The organism is Flavobacterium luteum, assembly GCF_008806775.1.
Classification (GTDB): domain Bacteria; phylum Bacteroidota; class Bacteroidia; order Flavobacteriales; family Flavobacteriaceae; genus Flavobacterium; species Flavobacterium luteum.
This window is the reverse complement of the sequence record NZ_WAEM01000008.1, coordinates 73,878-91,461: the sequence shown is the minus strand read 5'-3', so window position 1 is coordinate 91,461 and position 17,584 is coordinate 73,878. Positions and strand designations below refer to the sequence as shown.

The following is a 17,584-nucleotide window of genomic DNA, read 5'->3' as shown; positions in this document are numbered from 1 at the left end:
AGGTCTGTTTTAACTTTTTATTATTTGGATGTTATTAACAATAACGTTGTAGTAAATAATCAGATATTCAAATAATCATTATAGTGTTAATAAAAATTCAATAGTGTCTACATTATCTGCGTAATCCCAAAGTTGTGGCTTTTGAGTGGTTCCAAATGGGATGCTTTTTTCTATTAAGTTATTAGACACAATACATTGAATTTGTTCACTTTCAGTTACTATGCGATTTTTAAGGACATTTAAATCATCATAATATTCATAAAAAACACTCGCAATAGGTGAGGCATAGCTTGCATCTTCCTTAATAGTTAAAAATTCATTATCCAATAATTTAAAATTACTCATCAGGAAAACGGCTTTATTGTAATCGTAATTATTAGCATATTTTTCGTATTTTATAATGTCTTGATACGGAAATATTCCATTAAAAAAAAGATCAAAGTTGTATCTTTTTGGTACGAATAATTTAGAGACATTTCTACAACCTAAACCAAAATAGCGAAAAATATCTTCACCTAAAGCAATCATTTGTTCTTTAGATTCTGTCCCGTCTAAAACAGCTACAGAATTCCTGGATTTTCTGATAATACTAGGTTTTTCTTTAAAATAATAATCAAAATAGCGAGATGTATTAGTACTTCCAGTGGCAATTACAGCATCAAAATTTTCGAGTTTACCTTCTACGAAAGTAATTTGGTTTTTTAGTTCAGGTTCAATTGAAATGATGTATTTGGCTAAAAAAGGCAACAAATGTTGGTCGCTTGAGGATGTTTTTACCAAAGCTTTGTGTCCTGAAAGTATGACACAAACAAAATCGTGAAAGCCGACTAAGGGTATATTACCTGCAAGAATTAACCCAATTGTTTTGGGTTGTATGTTACTAAAATTATAGGCTGAAATCCAACAGTTTAAGTTTTCTTCAGTCAAAGCTTCGGCCCAAGAGTGTATAGCAAATAAAACATTTTCTTTAGTGTACCAACCATTATGAGATTGCGATAGTTCAATTAAATCCATAAAATCTTTAAAAAATAATTCATTGTTTAGTACTGAAATTTTTTTAAGACTTTTGACAGTTGAAAATTGACTTAAAAATTTTCCTAATTCAATAAAAATATTTTTTTTTTGCTCTAAAGTCAGAATGATTTGCATTTGAAATGTTTTGATTGTAATTTTGCACAAAAGTAATCATAATTACATCGATAGTCAAATGTCATAAAGTCAAAAGTATTTGACACTCGACACTCGACATTTAATTTTTAAGACTAATAAAAATGGCAATTATAATAACAGACGAGTGTATCAATTGTGGTGCTTGTGAGCCCGAATGTCCAAACACTGCAATATATGAAGGTGCTGACGATTGGAGATACAAAGATGGAACAAAAATAAGAGGAAAAGTAATTTTGCCATCTGGTGAAGAAGTTGATGCCGATGAAGCACAAACTCCAATTTCTGATGAAGTTTACTATATAGTACCTGGAAAATGTACGGAGTGTAAAGGATTTCATGACGAGCCACAATGCGCAGCAGTTTGTCCGGTAGATTGTTGTATTCCTGATGACAATCATGTAGAAAGTGAGGAAACCTTGCTAAATAGACAAGCTTTTCTTCATAACGAGTAGCAATAACCTGAGTGAAAGCTCAGGTTTTTTTATCTTTTTAATGTACTAAGTCATTAAATTGTAGGTTGCTTTTATGAATTGTTTAATTTTGAAGCAACTTTTTATTAGATTTGTTTCAAGTTAAATTGTTTATGTTGAGAAATATACTTCTTTTATTTTCTTTTCTATTATCATTCACACTTTCATCACAAAATGTCGAAAAAACAATTTTGTTGAAGGACAAAGAAACCAATCTCCCAATAGAAGACGCTACAATTTTAATTTTAAAGACAAAACAAAATTTGTTAAGTAATTCTGAAGGCAAAGTTAGTTTTGTATTAAAAGGCACTTCAAATATCGAAATAACTCATACTTCGTATACTGCAATTACTATTAGATCAACCTCTTTAAAAGAAAATGAAACCATTTTATATTTGAATAATAATGTAAATGGTCTTGATGAAATAATTATAACCAAGCGGCATCCACAAAAAATTCTTTCTTCATTAATTGCAAATTCAAAAAAGAAACTTACGGTACCAGCACGATTAAAAGTGTATTCTCGAGAATTTTTTAAACTCAACGGAGAATATTCTTATTATAATGATGGACTAATTAATTTTCAGATTTATGATAAGGTTCGGAAAGTAAATTCTAATATATTAGTAGAACAAAATCGATCTATTGGGTTACTAGACAATGTAAATACATCAGATTTATTGGGGTATAACCTAAATGACATCATGGAAAATTATTATAATTTTAAGTATTTAAATCCACTTTTAGAGTCTGTTGCCAAAAAGGAGTTTGACTTTTTAATTAAAGTTTATTCTAAAAATAAAGAATATAATATTATTACCGCATTTCCTAACGAAAATTCAAAAGGATTGGCAGATGATTTTTCAATAATTTATGATCCTAAAGAAAAATTAATAATTGAAGTTAGTTCTGTTATTTCACCAAATATATTTGCTAATATTAAAGAGAAAAAGGCAATTGGCAGCAAGAATATTTATAAATCATTATTTAAAACAATTTATAAACTTGATAACGCAAATTATTATTTTGTAAGCTCTAAAGAAGAAATTGGTTTTGAAAAAATAGAAAAAAGCGGAACTAAGAATATTGAAGTTCGCAATTATTTTTTAACAACAAACTTTAGTACTAAAAACTACAGTTTTAAAGATAGTGAAGTTTTCAAAGACAAAACACTCTACAATAAAAAAAATGTCATTTTATCTGATTATTGGAATGTCTCTGGTTTAACCGCTACCGAAGAAGAACAACAAATTATTAATTTTATAGATAGTAGAGATTAAAGATTATTAAAGTGAACAACACCTTTTCTTATGCTTTTGAAACTTACATTTATTACTCTATATTTGCACACTCTTAAAATAGAACCCTAATGAAAGCAGGAATTGTAGGATTACCCAATGTCGGAAAATCAACTTTATTTAATTGTTTGTCTAATGCCAAAGCCCAAAGCGCCAATTTTCCGTTTTGTACCATTGAACCTAATATTGGTGTTGTAAATGTTCCTGACCCAAGAATTAATAAATTAGAGGAATTGGTTAAGCCTGAGCGCGTTCAAATGGCAACTGTAGATATTGTTGACATTGCAGGATTGGTAAAAGGAGCCAGTAAAGGAGAAGGTTTAGGCAATCAATTTTTAGGAAATATTAGAGAATGTAACGCTATAATTCATGTTTTACGTTGTTTTGATAACGATAATATTATTCACGTAGATGGTAATGTAAACCCAATACGGGATAAAGAAACTATTGATATCGAATTGCAATTAAAAGATTTAGAAACGGTTGAAAAACGGTTGGAAAAAGTAAAACGTGCGGCGAAAACAGGAAATAAAGAAGCGCAAGTTGAAGAAGGATTGCTTAACCGAATTAGAGAATCTTTGCTACAAGCCAAATCAGCAAGAACTCTTACACCAAAAGGATATGAAGAGGAAGAATTGTTTGAAAGTTTTCAATTGATAACCTCAAAACCAGTATTATATGTTTGTAATGTCGATGAAGATTCTGCAGCGACTGGTAATACATATGTAGACCAAGTGAGGGAATTGGTAAAAGATGAAAATGCCGAAGTTATAGTATTAGCAGTAGGAACCGAAGCCGATATAACCGAATTAGAAACCTATGAAGAGCGTAAAATGTTTCTAGAAGATATGGGTTTACAAGAGCCAGGCGCTTCTGTTTTAATTCGTGCAGCCTATAAATTACTAAAACAACAAACCTATTTTACCGCTGGCGTTAAAGAAGTTCGTGCCTGGACAATAAATATAGGTGCAACTGCACCTCAAGCAGCAGGGGTAATCCATACTGATTTCGAAAAAGGATTTATTAGAGCCGAAGTAATTTCTTACGAAGATTATATACATTACGGAACAGAAGCAAAAGCAAAAGAAGCTGGAAAATTTAAAGTAGAAGGCAAGGAATATATTGTAAAAGATGGTGATGTCATGCATTTTAGATTTAATGTTTAACAGTTGTTTCGAAATAATATTTAAGAATTTTAAAATATAGAAAACCTGTAAAATTTATTTTCAGGTTTTTTTGTTTTTGTAAATTCATTTTAGTTCCTTTATAAATCTTTAAAAATCTAAATTAAACATGAAACTACAGCAAATCATAATTGATGCGAAAAAGGAAGAAAAATTATTATTCTCAACGGACCAGTTTAATTCCCAAAAAGCCAATTTAGTTCTTGCTTTTGGTGAAAGAACATTTTTAGAGAAAGCAAAACCTTTCCAGAAATTAAAGATGTTATATCCTAACGCTAATATTGTAATTTGTTCTACGTCTGGACAAATTTCTAATACCAATTTAGTAGAAAACAATTTAGTTGCCACTGCAATAGCTTTAGAAAAAACGACAATTAAAGTTTCAGAGATAGATATCCTTTTAAATTCAGATATTCAGGTTTTAGGAAACAAAATTAAAGAAGATTTACTTACTGATGATTTAAAATCAATTTTGATTATTTCCGAAGGAAGCTTTATTAATGGCACGGAACTCATTAATGAATTAATTCTACAAACAAAAGAATTGATACCAATATTCGGAGGATTAGCAGGTGATGAATATAATTTTGAAAAAACTATTGTTGGATTAAATAGTGATGCTTCACCTGGAAAAATTGTTGCCATTGGTTTCTATGGTGATGCCATACATTTTGGTTTTGGATCTGAAGGTGGTTGGAGCGATTTTGGACCAGAACGTGAAGTTACTCATTCCGAAAAAAATGTTTTGTATAAAATTGGTGATCGATTTGCCTTGGATTTGTATAAGGAATATCTCGGAAAATATGCTGATGAGTTACCAGGTTCGTCACTGTATTTCCCTCTTTCAATGAAAGAAAATGAAAATTCTGAACCAGTTGTTAGAACCATTTTAGCTATAGATGAAGAAAATAAATCGATGACTTTTGCAGGAAACATTCCAATTGGATCTTTGGTTCGGTTAATGAAAGGCAATTTTGATAAACTTATAGATGCTTCCTACAATGCAGCTGCTCTTATTCATAAAAAACAAGAAAGCGAACCTGAATTGGCACTATTAGTAAGTTGTGTCGGTAGAAAAATAGTTCTTGGTAATAGAATAGAAGAAGAAATTGAAGTGGTTAAGGAGGTTTTTGGAGATAAAATGTTGGTTTGCGGATTCTACTCTTATGGCGAAATTTCTCCAACACTAAATAAAGTTGCCTGCGAGTTGCACAATCAAACCATGACAATAACAACGATGTACGAATCGTAATAAATAATGGATAACAAAAATATTCATAGACAACTTAAACGACAAATAAGCAAATTTTTGTCAGATGATTTCATTGCTAATAATGAAGCCGTTTCAAAGTTTATTGAAGTTGTGAATTTGTCCTATTTGAGTTATGAGCGTGATGCTGAATTGTTTGAGCAATCTTCTCGTTTAAATGATGTAGAATATTTTCAAATAAATTTAAAATTAAAAGAACAATTAGGAAATAAAGATGCTGTTCAGGACAAATTAATTTATGCAATAAAACAATTAAATGATAATGAACTAAAGATAGGAAATGAAGACAATGTAATTGATTTGTTGAATATTTTAAACAAGGAAATTGATTTTAAAAAAGAGTTCCAAGAACAATTGTTTACGGCTAAACTGAATGCTGAAAAAGCAAATGAAGCCAAGTCTGATTTTCTTTCTATAATGAGCCATGAAATCCGAACGCCTTTAAACGCTATTATAGGATTGATATACATCATGGAAAAAGAGAATTCTTTAAATAGTTTTCAGGAAAACATTGAAGTTTTAAAGCATTCTGCTCAGAATTTATATTTACTCATAAATGACATTCTCGATTTCAATAAGATAGAGGCTGGAAAAATTGACATTGAAAATATTCCATTCGATTTAAAGGAGTTAATTACTCAAATAGGAAAATCATTAGAAGTAAAAGCTAAAGAAAATTCTAATACAATAGAGATTATATTTGACCCTAATTTTACACCAAATATTATTAGTGATCCACTACGTATTGGTCAGATTATAACAAATTTAGTTTCTAATGCTATTAAGTTTACTAAAAACGGTAAAATCACAATAAAAGTTGATCAAATAGAAACCAATCAAAACAAATCTAAATTTAAAGTTCAAGTTATTGATACAGGAATTGGAATTGAATTAGATAACTTTAAACAAATTTTTCAAAAGTTCGAACAAGCGGAGAAAGCGACAACAAGAGAATTTGGAGGTACAGGATTAGGATTAGTAATATCTAAAAAACTACTTCAATTGTTAGATTCTGATATAGAATTGCAAAGTGAGTTAGGCAAAGGCTCTAACTTTAATTTTATTTTAAATATGCCTTTTTTTAAAGAAAGCTCTGATTTAAAAAGCGATGTTTTATATCATGATTACAAAGAAGAAAATCTTGAAGGTTTAAGAGTGCTACTTGTAGAAGATAATGTAATAAATGTAAAAGTTGCCGAAAAAATCCTTTCACAGTGGAATATACATGTAGATGTGGCGCTAAATGGGTTGATTGCCACTCAAATGTATGAAAAAGGAAAATACGATATTATTTTAATGGATTTGTCGATGCCTGTAATGGATGGTTATGAAGCCACAATTAACATTAGGTTTAGAGATCCCATAATTCCAATAATTGCCTTAACTGCATCAGCATCTTACGGTTATCTTGAAAAAGCAATGCTTTTAGGAATTAATGAATATATAATTAAGCCCTTTAATCCAAAGGAATTAAATCTAAAATTAAGGAAGCATTACAAGAATACTTAAAATTAATTTTTTCAGTCTGCAATCTTAAATCAAAGGTTAATATCATATTAATAACTTTTGATGTTTTCCTCTTTTAAACTTTATCAAATTACACTACATTAGCACATTCGACGTTGGCTTTCTAAGCAAAGACTGAGCACAACGTAGATAAATTCGAAAAAACAAAAATGTCAGAACAAAATCAATATACCGAAGATAATATTCGTTCCTTAGATTGGAAAGAGCACATCCGTATGCGTCCCGGAATGTACATCGGGAAACTCGGTGATGGTTCTTCGCCAGACGATGGTATATACATTCTTCTTAAAGAAGTAATGGACAACTGTATTGATGAGTTTGTGATGGGCGCAGGAAAAAATATCGAAGTGACCATCAAAGATAAAACGGTTACGGTTCGTGATTATGGTCGTGGAATTCCTTTAGGAAAAGTGATTGACGTGGTTTCCAAAATGAATACTGGTGGAAAATACGATTCTTTAGCTTTTAAAAAATCCGTTGGATTAAATGGTGTTGGAACAAAAGCTGTAAACGCGTTATCCAATTATTTCCGTGTAGAATCCGTTCGAGATGACAAACAAAAAGCCGCAGAATTTTCAGCTGGAAATTTAGTCCTTGATGAAGAGGTTATTGAAACCACTAAACGCAAAGGAACCAAAGTTACGTTTACTCCAGATGAAGCCATTTTCAAAAATTACAAATTCCGTTTCGAGTATGTCATCAAAATGCTCAAAAACTATTGTTACCTCAATAACGGTCTGACGATTTTATTCAATGGTGAAAAATACTTTTCTGAAAATGGTCTAAAAGATTTACTAGAAGAAACTATCAATGCTGATGATCTAGAATATCCAATCATCCATTTGAAAGGCGATGATATAGAAATTGCATTAACACACAGTAAAACACAATATTCCGAAGAATACCACTCGTTTGTAAACGGACAAAACACAACACAAGGAGGAACACATTTGGCAGCTTATCGAGAAGCCATTGTAAAAACCATTCGTGAATATTACAACAAACCTTTTGAAGCTTCCGATATTCGAAAATCAGTAGTAACTGCGATTAGCATCAAAGTTATGGAGCCTGTTTTTGAATCGCAAACCAAAACTAAATTGGGTTCTACCGATATGGGTTCAGAACCTGGAATGCCTTCCGTTAGAACATTTGTAAACGATTTTGTAAAAAATAAATTAGATAATTATCTTCATAAAAACCCGCAAACTGCCGATGCCTTATTGCGTAAAATTTTGCAGGCCGAACGCGAACGAAAAGAATTATCTGGCATTCGAAAATTAGCTACCGATAGGGCTAAAAAAGCCAATTTGCACAATAAAAAATTAAGAGATTGTCGTGCGCATTTACCTGACACTAAAAATCCAAGAAATTTAGAAAGCACTCTTTTTATTACCGAAGGAGATTCTGCTTCAGGATCGATTACCAAATCCCGAGATGTCAACACACAAGCCGTATTTAGTTTGCGTGGTAAGCCTTTGAATTCTTATGGAATGAGCAAAAAAATTGTATATGAAAATGAAGAATTCAATTTATTACAAGCCGCTCTTGATATTGAAGATGGATTAGAGAAGTTGCGTTACAATAATATCGTTATTGCTACCGATGCCGATGTTGACGGAATGCACATTCGGTTATTATTGATTACCTTTTTCTTGCAGTTTTTTCCAGAGTTAATTAAAGAAGGTCATTTGTATATTTTGCAAACACCACTTTTTAGAGTTCGAAATAAGAAAGAAACCATCTATTGCTATTCCGATGAGGAACGTAAAGTCGCTATCGAAAAATTAAAGCCAAAACCTGAGATAACTCGATTTAAAGGATTGGGAGAAATATCGCCTGACGAATTCAAAAATTTTATTGGAGAAACCATTCGATTAGATCCAATAATGATGGATAAAAATACCTCAGTAGAACAATTATTATCGTTCTATATGGGTAAAAACACACCGGATAGACAAGTATTTATCATCAATAATTTGAAAGTCGAATTGGATGCGATTGAAGTTAGTTAGTACAAAATTTAAGATTCTTATAATTAAATGAACGAAGACGAAGATAACATTCCAGAAGACGAAACAAACGACGACTTAAACGATTCAACTACAGAAGAAGGTTTTGATGACATTGTTTCTTCAGGTGGAAATCATTTCTACGAGAATGATGAAAATGCCGAAGATACCATTACCAAAGTTACAGGAATGTACAAAGATTGGTTTTTGGATTATGCCTCGTATGTAATTCTAGAACGCGCCGTTCCTGCTATTGAAGACGGTTTCAAACCCGTACAACGACGAATTATGCACTCGTTGAAAGAGTTGGATGATGGTCGGTACAATAAAGTAGCCAATGTTGTAGGTCACACCATGCAGTATCATCCTCACGGAGATGCCAGTATTGGCGATGCCATGGTGCAAATAGGTCAAAAAGAATTGTTGATTGATTGCCAAGGAAACTGGGGAAACATCCTAACTGGTGATAGTGCTGCGGCTTCCCGATACATTGAAGCGCGTTTGTCGAAGTTTGCTTTAGAGGTTTTGTATTCGCCAAAAATTACCGATTGGGGCGTTTCTTATGATGGTCGTCGTGCTGAACCGAATAATCTTCCTGTAAAGTTTCCGTTGCTCCTAGCACAAGGTGCCGAGGGAATTGCAGTAGGTCTTTCAACTAAAGTATTACCACACAATTTTAACGAACTCATAGATGCTTCGATAAAAATATTAAAAGGAAAACCTTTCACCCTTTTTCCTGATTTTCAAACGGCAGGAATTGCAGATGTTTCCAATTACAATGATGGTTTGCGTGGCGGAAGAGTTCGAGTGCGTGCTAAAATTGCACAATTGGATAAGAATACTTTAGTCATTACCCAAATTCCATTTTCAACCAATACTACCACTTTAATTGACAGTATTTTGAAAGCCAATGAAAAAGGCAAAATCAAAATCAAAAAAATAGAGGATAATACTGCCGCTGAAGTGGAAATATTAATCCATCTTTTTCCTGGCGTTTCTCCTGATAAAACTATTGATGCTTTGTTTGCTTTTACAGCTTGCGAAACTTCGGTAGCACCTTTAGGATGTGTCATTGAAGACAATAAGCCACTTTTTGTGGGTGTGTCACACATGTTGAAAATCTCCACAGATAGAACGGTACAACTCCTAAAAAGCGAACTCGAAATTCAGTTGCGTGAATTGGAAGAGCAATGGCATTTTCTTTCGCTGGAACGTATATTTATAGAGAATAAAATCTACCGTGACATTGAAGACAAAACCACTCGCGAAGAGGTTATAAAAGCAGTAGATGATGGATTAAAACCGTTTACTAAAACCTTAAAACGAGCTGTTACCGAAGACGACATTCTTCGTTTGTTGGACATTCGAATTATGCGAATTTCGAAATTCGACAGCAATAAAGCACAAGATAAAATAGAAGCTCTGGAAGGCGATATTGAGCAAGTAAAACACGATTTAGAACATCTAATCGATTTTGCGATTGCTTATTTTACCAAATTAAAAGAAAAATACGGAAAAGGTCGGGAACGTCAAACTGAGCTACGAAGTTTCGATAATATCGAAGCTACAAAAGTGGCGCTACGAAATACCAAATTGTACGTCAATAGGGAAGAAGGTTTCGTAGGAACAGGTTTGAAAAAAGATGAATATGTTACTGATTGTTCCGATATTGATGATGTGATTGTTTTTCTTCGAGACGGAAATATGATGATTTGTAAAGTGGACGATAAAAAGTTTGTTGGTAAAGACATTATCCATGTAGCTATTTTTGACAAAAGTGATAAACGCACCATTTACAACATGATTTATCGCGATGGAAAATCAGGACCAGCCTATATTAAACGTTTCAATGTTTCAGGAGTCACTCGTGATAAATTATACGATTTAACCAATGAAAGCAAAGGCTCACAGGTTTTGTATTTCACCCATAATCCAAATGGGGAAGCAGAAGTAATTACTATTTTATTACGTCAAATAGGAAGTATCAAAAAGTTAAAATGGGATGTAGATTTTGCCAGTATCGCTATAAAAGGTAGGGCATCAAAAGGAAATATAGTTTCAAAATATCCAATAAAGAAAATAGAAATAAAAGAAAAAGGAATATCTACTTTACTACCAAGAAAAGTATGGTTTGATGACACTGTACAGCGATTAAACGTTGACGCTAGAGGTGAATTATTGGGTGAATTTAGACCAAGCGATAAAATCCTTGTAATATCACAAACTGGAAAACTAAAAGTTATTACCCCAGAATTGTCTACCCATTTTGATGAAGATATGGTAGTTTTGGAAAAATGGATTCCTAATAAACCAATTTCTGCGATTTACTATGATGGCGAAAAGGAACGCTATTATGTGAAGCGTTTTTTGGTGGAAACCGAAGGTAAGGAAGAGAGTTTTATTACCGAACATCCGAATTCACAACTGGAAATTGTAGCTACAGATTATCGTCCCGTAGCCGAATTGGTTTTCAATAAAGTAAAAGGGGTTCAGAAAGAAAATTTAATTGTTGATATTGAAAGTTTTATCGCTGTTAAAGGTTTCAAAGCATTAGGAAACCAGTTAACCACAGACAAAGTAAAACAAATCAATTTATTAGAGCCATTGCCTTATGAAGCACCTGAGGAAATTGTTCCACAAAAAATAGAAATAGAAAGTCAAGTCATTGATGACGAGGATATTCAATTAGATGATGATGGACAGATAACGTTGTTTTAATCGGTATTCTGAAATCTGTTTTAATTTTTTTCTTTCTTATTTTTAGAAACTTTCATATTCAACACTTCTACCAATAACGAAAATGAAATGGCAAAATACAAATAGCCTTTTGGCACAACATCTACATGGTTTCCAAAGAAGGAAGCATTGGACAAATGTGCACTTTCGGTAACCAACATAAATCCTATTAATATTAAAAAAGACAATCCTAAAATTTGAATTGAAGGATGTTTGTTAACAAAATTTCCTACCGGAACTGCAAATTGCATCATAATTAAAACTGATATTACTACGGCAGTTATCATAATATACAAAGCACCTTCAACACCATTTGTCATACCAACTGCAGTTAGAATACTGTCAAATGAGAAGACTAAATCGATTAGTATAATTTGAAAAATGACACTGCCAAATGATTTGGCTGCCGATTTTTTTAATTCTTTTTCTTCTTCTCCTTTTTCGTCTACTTTTTCATGAATTTCTTTCGTGCTTTTATAAATTAAAAAAATACCCCCTAGAAATAATATGATGCTTTGCCCTGATATCTGAGCACTTAACCAACTGTAATCAAGTTTAAACCAAGGCTCTTTCATTGCAATAAGCACAGAGATTCCTAATAGGAGCACAATTCTCATAAACATCGCTAGAAACATCCCGATTTTTGTTGCTTTTTTAAGTTTCTCTTCTGGTAATTTTCCTGTTGCAATAGATATAAAAATGATGTTGTCTATTCCTAATACAATTTCTAAAAATGTTAATGTTAATAGTGCTATCCACGCATTCGGATTCAAAAATACTTCCATCTAATTGGTTTTAATTTATTCTAGTTGCTGTTCCTTTTTGTTTTTTATTATTTCCTACCACTCCAAATTCAAAGGTATACGAATTTTTTGTAGTACTCAAAATTTTAATGTCAATTGCTTTTTTTTCAGACATATTCTTTGGATTCAATTTTTGTAAAACATATTCACAATCGCTAATCCATCTAACGGATGCCGTATCCGTTTTGCCCTCATAGGTTTCAATTACTATCGAATCGGTTCGTGTTGAGGTTGTCTCTTTTTTTACACCATCAATTGTAATTTCCGATTTAAATGTTCCTGTTTTAAAATCCTTGCAGTTGTTTTCTAAATTATAGCAGGACATCAGTAATAGTAGTAGAGAAAATACAATAATTCTGTTCATAGTTTATTAATGTTTTTATTCAATTTTTATATCGTATTTTTCTAAAAGCCCTAAAATTCCTTCATTTGAAAACTTTGCTTTTTTCATCGGATTGAATTCGGGATCAATTTTATAATTATAGGCAGATGTAAAATCAACAGCCGCCAATTGTGTATCATTAAAAATGGCATTATCCAAATTACAATTTTCAAAAACAGCATTAGAAAGATTAGTGCCAATGAATGAAACTTCTTTTAAGGAACAGGAGTTGAAATTTGTTTTTGGCATTTTTTTATTAGCAAACGACGAATAATCGAGTACGCATTCTTGAAATGCAACACCAAATAAAAAATCATCACAAGCATGAAATGGTATGCCTAATAATTTACAGTTTTTAAAAACTACCGTTTTTAAGCTGGTTCCAACTAATTGAATCATAGAAAGATTACAATCTATAAATTCGCAATCCATGAAGGTATTGTAATTAAAATCGCTATTCGAGAAATCACAGTTCTTAAAAATACATCCGTCAAATTCACGATTGTTAATTTTTGAATGGATATAAACTTCTTTTTCAAAAGTTGTATGAATGTGTAGTAAGTTTTCCATTAATTATCAAATAAACCGTCTACAATAATTTTTAATCCTTTAAAAATAAAGTAAACCGCAGCAATACAAACTAAAATTCCGATTGCCAACACCAAATAATGCCACACATTATTTTTATTCATGAATGCGTTGTATATTACTGAAGGTCCAATAAATAGCAGCGGTAATGCTATTGTTAGAAATTTAATTCCTTTTGCAAATACTTTTTGGTTTGTTGGCATTTTTTGAAATTTTCGAATTATAAAATATAGCAAAAATGAAATTGGCTATGGTATGAAATAGCAATATAAAGATAAACAAAAATACAATTTTTAATCCCAGTTGGTCTTCTTTAAAAAATTTAAAATTAGAAAAGAGTGTGAGATACAAATAGGTGAGGAGCACAATAAAATTTATACTAAAATAGCGAAACACTTTATTCCATTTTCGTAATAAATAGATACTAACTATCCACAAAATAGGAATTAATGCTACTAAGGCAAATACTATAAATGTTCTCATTTAGTTTCATAACCATCAACTGCTTTCCTCACACTTCCATATTCTTTTAATAAAGAAGAAGCTTTTTCATAAGAAACAGGTATTTCGCTCATTATCATTTTAACGCCTCGATCGACCAATTTGTTGTTGCTCAGTTGCATATCGACCATCCTATTTCCTTTTACTTTACCAAGTTGAATCATTGCCGTTGTCGAAATCATATTCAAAACTAATTTCTGAGCCGTTCCCGCTTTCATTCTAGAACTTCCCGTTACAAATTCTGGACCAACCACCACTTCAATTGGGAACTTTGCTGTTACTGCAAGTGGGCTTCCTACATTACAAGTAATGCAGCCTGTACTAATATTTTTTTCATTACAAACTTCTAAACCACCAATCACATAAGGGGTGGTACCCGAAGCAGCAATACCAATTACCACGTCATTTTCGTTTATAGTATGTTCTTCTAAATCTTTCCAAGCTTGTGTGGCGTTGTCTTCGGCATTTTCTACGGCTCTACGAATGGCTTTGTCTCCACCAGCAATAATTCCGTTTACCAAATCGAATGGGACACCAAATGTAGGCGGACATTCCGAAGCATCTACAATTCCTAATCGTCCCGAAGTGCCTGCTCCTATATAAAATAGTCTTCCACCTAGTTTCATTTTAGTTACAATTTCAGTTACTAAAGTTTCAATTTGTGGTATCGCTTTTTCTACGGCAAGCGGAACCGTTTTGTCTTCTTGATTGATATTGGATAACAATTCCTGAACCGACATTTTTTCTAAATGTTCGTATTTTGAGGATTGTTCGGTAGTTTTGGTGAAGTTCATTTTGTTAGGGTTCCTAGTTGGAAAGTTTCAAAGTTACAAAGTTTTTTTATTACAACATATTGCTTTCAGGATAAGGTTTTACAAAAAATACGCCAACCCAATTCCCAAAATAATCATCGAAACTTTTGCGATATTAAATTTATGACCTTCGCTACTTTCAAAAATAATGGTGGACGAAATGTGAAATAATATTCCAATTACGATGGCTGTAATTTCAGTATAGTAGTCATTTAAAAACGGAATGTAATCAGACAAAACAGTTCCTAACGGAGTCATAATGGCAAAAGTTAACATAAAAAACAGAATAGCTTTTTTATTCAAATTGGCTTTAACAAAAAAAGTAGTTAGTATGATGGCAATTGGCAAATGATGCACCGCAATTCCAACGGCAAGGCCTTTATGATGGCTTACCGGTAGTCCTTCTAATAAAGCATGAATGCATAAACTAATAAAGAGCAACCATGGTATTTGATTCATCACTTCATGACCATGTACATGACCGTGTTCAGCACCTTTTGAGAAAAATTCTAATATGATTTGGAACAAAATACCAATCATAATAAATATCCCAATAGAATGATTCTCAGTTTTATAAATTTCTGGTAATAAATGTACTACGGTAAGTGATAATAAAAAAGAACCACTAAATGCCAATAATAGTTTGAGATTGGTTTTGTTTTTTGGTTTTAAAAACAACGCAATCCCATAGCCTAAAAGTACTGAAAGTAAAGGTAAAAGATAGTTCATTATTTAAAAAATAGAATTAATCGTTCACTATCTGTTTTATGGAATTTTTTTAATTTATAATCACCAAACACTTCTAGAAGATAAATACCTGCTTGTTCCATCAATTCGGTAAAATCTTGCAAAGTTAAGGCACGAACTTTTTCTACATAATGGAAGTCATTGCCATTATCTTTAAAATCAATTTCTTTATAAATGTGATCGTCTATATAATAGCGTTTGATGTGAAAATCTATTCCATCAACTGTTTTTAGTTCTTCTGGAATTAAATTGGCAATAACTTGATTTACATTCATAAAATCAATAACACCAAAACCATATTCCGAAAGGCTTTCTTTCATGGCGATTAATGTTTTCAGGTTGTCATCGTCATTTTCGAAATAACCAAAACTGGTAAATAAATTAAAGATAGCATCAAATTTATCATCAAACGGAAGTCGCATATCATGCACCTGAAAATGCAAAGTATCATTACTGTTCTTACTCGCAATCGCAATACTGTTTTCTGATAGATCGGCTCCAGTTACCTCAAAACCCAACTGATTGAGATAAATAGCGTGTCTGCCTTTTCCACAAGCTAAGTCTAGCACTTTTGCTTTTTCTGGAAGATTAAGATAATGCGTCAAATTATCCATAAAAATTTGAGCTTCTCTGTAATTTCTCTCTTTGTAAAGGATGTGATAATAAGGAGTGTCAAACCATGAAGCAAACCAATTTTCTGATTTGAGATTTGGGATTTGGGATTTAAGATTTTTATTTTCTGACATTAATTCATTTACATTAATTCTGAGCGTGCAAATTTAATGTATTTTTGCCATGTATTTTAATTTTAGAATTTGAAATACAAATTAAATTAATTTTAGATTACACAATATTGTGTTGTCGTTACTGTAGAGAATGGAAAATTATAAAATGATTGCCAAAACCTTTTTTGGTTTTGAAGAAATTTTGGCTAAAGAACTGCAACTACTTGGTGCTCAAGAGGTAGAACAAGGAGTGCGAATGGTTAGTTTTAAAGGCGATAAAGGATTTATGTATAAAGCCAACTTATCGTTGCGCACCGCTTTAAAAATATTAAAACCCATTTATTTCTTCAAAGCTACAAATGAACAGGCCTTGTATAAAGGCGTTTCAGGAGTTAATTGGTCTAAATTAATCAATGCCAATCAGACATTTGTGATAGATGCAACGGTGCATTCGGAGTATTTTAACCACTCTGAATTTGTTTCCCAAAAATGTAAAGATGCGATTGTCGATCAGTTTAGAGAGCGAACAGGGCAACGGCCTAGCATAGATAAAGTGTATCCCGATTTAAGAATTAATATTCATATCGATAAAGATCAGGTTTCAGTAGCACTAGATACTTCTGGGAACTCATTGCATCAGCGTGGCTATAGAACGGCCACCAATATTGCACCTATAAACGAAGTTTTAGCAGCTGGAATTTTAATGCTTTCCGGTTGGGAGGGGCAGGGTCATTTTTTAGATCCTATGTGTGGTTCGGGAACTTTTTTAGCCGAAGCAGCTATGATTGCCTGCAATATTCCTGTAAATATTAATCGTAAAGAATTTGCTTTCGAAAAATGGAACGATTGGGATAATGAACTTTTTGAGAGTATTAACGATAGTTTGCTCAAAAAAGTAAGAGAGTTTCATTACACCATAAAAGGGTATGATAAAGCGCCGAGTGCTGTGCAAAAAGCGAAAGCCAATATCAAGAATGCCAATTTGGAAGACTACATTACTATTACAGAAGAAAACTTCTTTGATACTGAAAAAACCTCACAAGGCAAATTACACATGGTTTTTAATCCGCCTTATGATGAGCGTTTAGATATTCATATGGAAGAATTTTATAAAAATATTGGTGATACGCTTAAGAAAAATTATCCAGGAACCGATGCTTGGTTTATTACTGCCAATCTTGAAGCTTTGAAATTTGTTGGATTGAAACCTTCTCGAAAAATTAAATTATTCAATGCCAGTTTAGAAGCGCGATTGGTAAAATATGAAATGTATGAAGGGAGCAAGAGAACGAAGTTTGCTGTTAAATACAATCAGGAGAATCCTTCTGAAACACATAATTCATAAATTATAAAGGTATAACA

The 17,584-nt window shown here is 32.1% G+C and carries 16 protein-coding genes; 8 read left to right on the top strand and 8 right to left on the bottom strand.

What is annotated here, in order from left to right:
* Positions 1 to 78: 78 nt before the first annotated feature.
* Complete coding sequence (locus F6464_RS12960) at positions 79 to 1,149, bottom strand: acyl-CoA reductase (RefSeq protein WP_151108375.1); 1,071 nt, start codon at positions 1,147 to 1,149, stop codon at positions 79 to 81.
* A 122-nt stretch (positions 1,150 to 1,271) separates the two neighbouring features.
* On the opposite strand from F6464_RS12960, the gene F6464_RS12955 reads away from it, so the two are divergent.
* From F6464_RS12955 to F6464_RS12925, 7 genes are all read left to right on the top strand, one after another.
* Positions 1,272 to 1,622, top strand: coding sequence for a 4Fe-4S dicluster domain-containing protein (locus F6464_RS12955; protein WP_151108374.1), 351 nt, complete (start codon positions 1,272 to 1,274; stop codon positions 1,620 to 1,622).
* A gap of 212 nt (positions 1,623 to 1,834) precedes the next feature.
* Complete coding sequence (locus tag F6464_RS12950) at positions 1,835 to 2,920, top strand: hypothetical protein (RefSeq protein WP_225318086.1); 1,086 nt, start codon at positions 1,835 to 1,837, stop codon at positions 2,918 to 2,920.
* An 89-nt stretch (positions 2,921 to 3,009) separates the two neighbouring features.
* A complete protein-coding gene (ychF, locus tag F6464_RS12945) occupies positions 3,010 to 4,104 on the top strand; it encodes a redox-regulated ATPase YchF (protein ID WP_151108372.1) in 1,095 nt (364 codons plus the stop codon).
* A gap of 127 nt (positions 4,105 to 4,231) precedes the next feature.
* Positions 4,232 to 5,374: an FIST signal transduction protein gene (locus F6464_RS12940; RefSeq protein ID WP_151108371.1), complete on the top strand. Its 1,143-nt coding sequence runs from the start codon at positions 4,232 to 4,234 to the stop codon at positions 5,372 to 5,374.
* Positions 5,375 to 5,431: 57 nt separating this feature from the next.
* Positions 5,432 to 6,901, top strand: coding sequence for an ATP-binding protein (locus F6464_RS12935; protein WP_225318085.1), 1,470 nt, complete (start codon positions 5,432 to 5,434; stop codon positions 6,899 to 6,901).
* 167 nt (positions 6,902 to 7,068) lie between these two features.
* On the top strand, positions 7,069 to 8,931 hold the full coding sequence (locus tag F6464_RS12930) for a DNA topoisomerase IV subunit B (RefSeq protein ID WP_151108369.1): 1,863 nt from the start codon (positions 7,069 to 7,071) through the stop codon (positions 8,929 to 8,931).
* A gap of 27 nt (positions 8,932 to 8,958) precedes the next feature.
* Complete coding sequence (locus F6464_RS12925) at positions 8,959 to 11,646, top strand: DNA gyrase/topoisomerase IV subunit A (protein WP_151108368.1); 2,688 nt, start codon at positions 8,959 to 8,961, stop codon at positions 11,644 to 11,646.
* Between the two features lie 20 nt (positions 11,647 to 11,666).
* On the opposite strand, the gene F6464_RS12920 is transcribed toward F6464_RS12925, so the two are convergent.
* From F6464_RS12920 to F6464_RS12890, 7 genes are all read right to left on the bottom strand, one after another.
* Positions 11,667 to 12,449 carry a TerC family protein gene (locus F6464_RS12920; protein ID WP_151108367.1) on the bottom strand — a complete coding sequence of 261 codons (783 nt, stop codon included), beginning with the start codon at positions 12,447 to 12,449 and terminating at the stop codon, positions 11,667 to 11,669.
* Positions 12,450 to 12,459: 10 nt separating this feature from the next.
* Entirely contained in the window at positions 12,460 to 12,831 is a 372-nt protein-coding gene (locus F6464_RS12915) for a DNA topoisomerase IV (RefSeq protein ID WP_151108366.1), read from the bottom strand.
* A gap of 15 nt (positions 12,832 to 12,846) precedes the next feature.
* The gene (locus F6464_RS12910; protein WP_151108365.1) at positions 12,847 to 13,419 is read right to left on the bottom strand and encodes a pentapeptide repeat-containing protein; all 573 of its coding nucleotides are present in this window, start codon (positions 13,417 to 13,419) and stop codon (positions 12,847 to 12,849) included.
* Entirely contained in the window at positions 13,419 to 13,640 is a 222-nt protein-coding gene (locus F6464_RS12905) for a DUF6095 family protein (protein ID WP_151108364.1), read from the bottom strand. The genes F6464_RS12910 and F6464_RS12905 overlap by 1 nt, the downstream gene beginning before the upstream one ends.
* A 276-nt stretch (positions 13,641 to 13,916) precedes the next feature.
* Positions 13,917 to 14,732, bottom strand: coding sequence for an N-acetylmuramic acid 6-phosphate etherase (gene murQ / locus F6464_RS12900; protein ID WP_151108363.1), 816 nt, complete (start codon positions 14,730 to 14,732; stop codon positions 13,917 to 13,919).
* A 78-nt stretch (positions 14,733 to 14,810) separates the two neighbouring features.
* Positions 14,811 to 15,479: a ZIP family metal transporter gene (locus F6464_RS12895; protein ID WP_151108362.1), complete on the bottom strand. Its 669-nt coding sequence runs from the start codon at positions 15,477 to 15,479 to the stop codon at positions 14,811 to 14,813.
* Entirely contained in the window at positions 15,479 to 16,243 is a 765-nt protein-coding gene (locus F6464_RS12890) for a class I SAM-dependent methyltransferase (RefSeq protein ID WP_151108361.1), read from the bottom strand. The genes F6464_RS12895 and F6464_RS12890 overlap by 1 nt, the downstream gene beginning before the upstream one ends.
* A gap of 130 nt (positions 16,244 to 16,373) precedes the next feature.
* On the opposite strand from F6464_RS12890, the gene F6464_RS12885 reads away from it, so the two are divergent.
* Positions 16,374 to 17,567: a THUMP domain-containing class I SAM-dependent RNA methyltransferase gene (locus tag F6464_RS12885; protein ID WP_151108360.1), complete on the top strand. Its 1,194-nt coding sequence runs from the start codon at positions 16,374 to 16,376 to the stop codon at positions 17,565 to 17,567.
* Positions 17,568 to 17,584 lie beyond the last annotated feature (17 nt).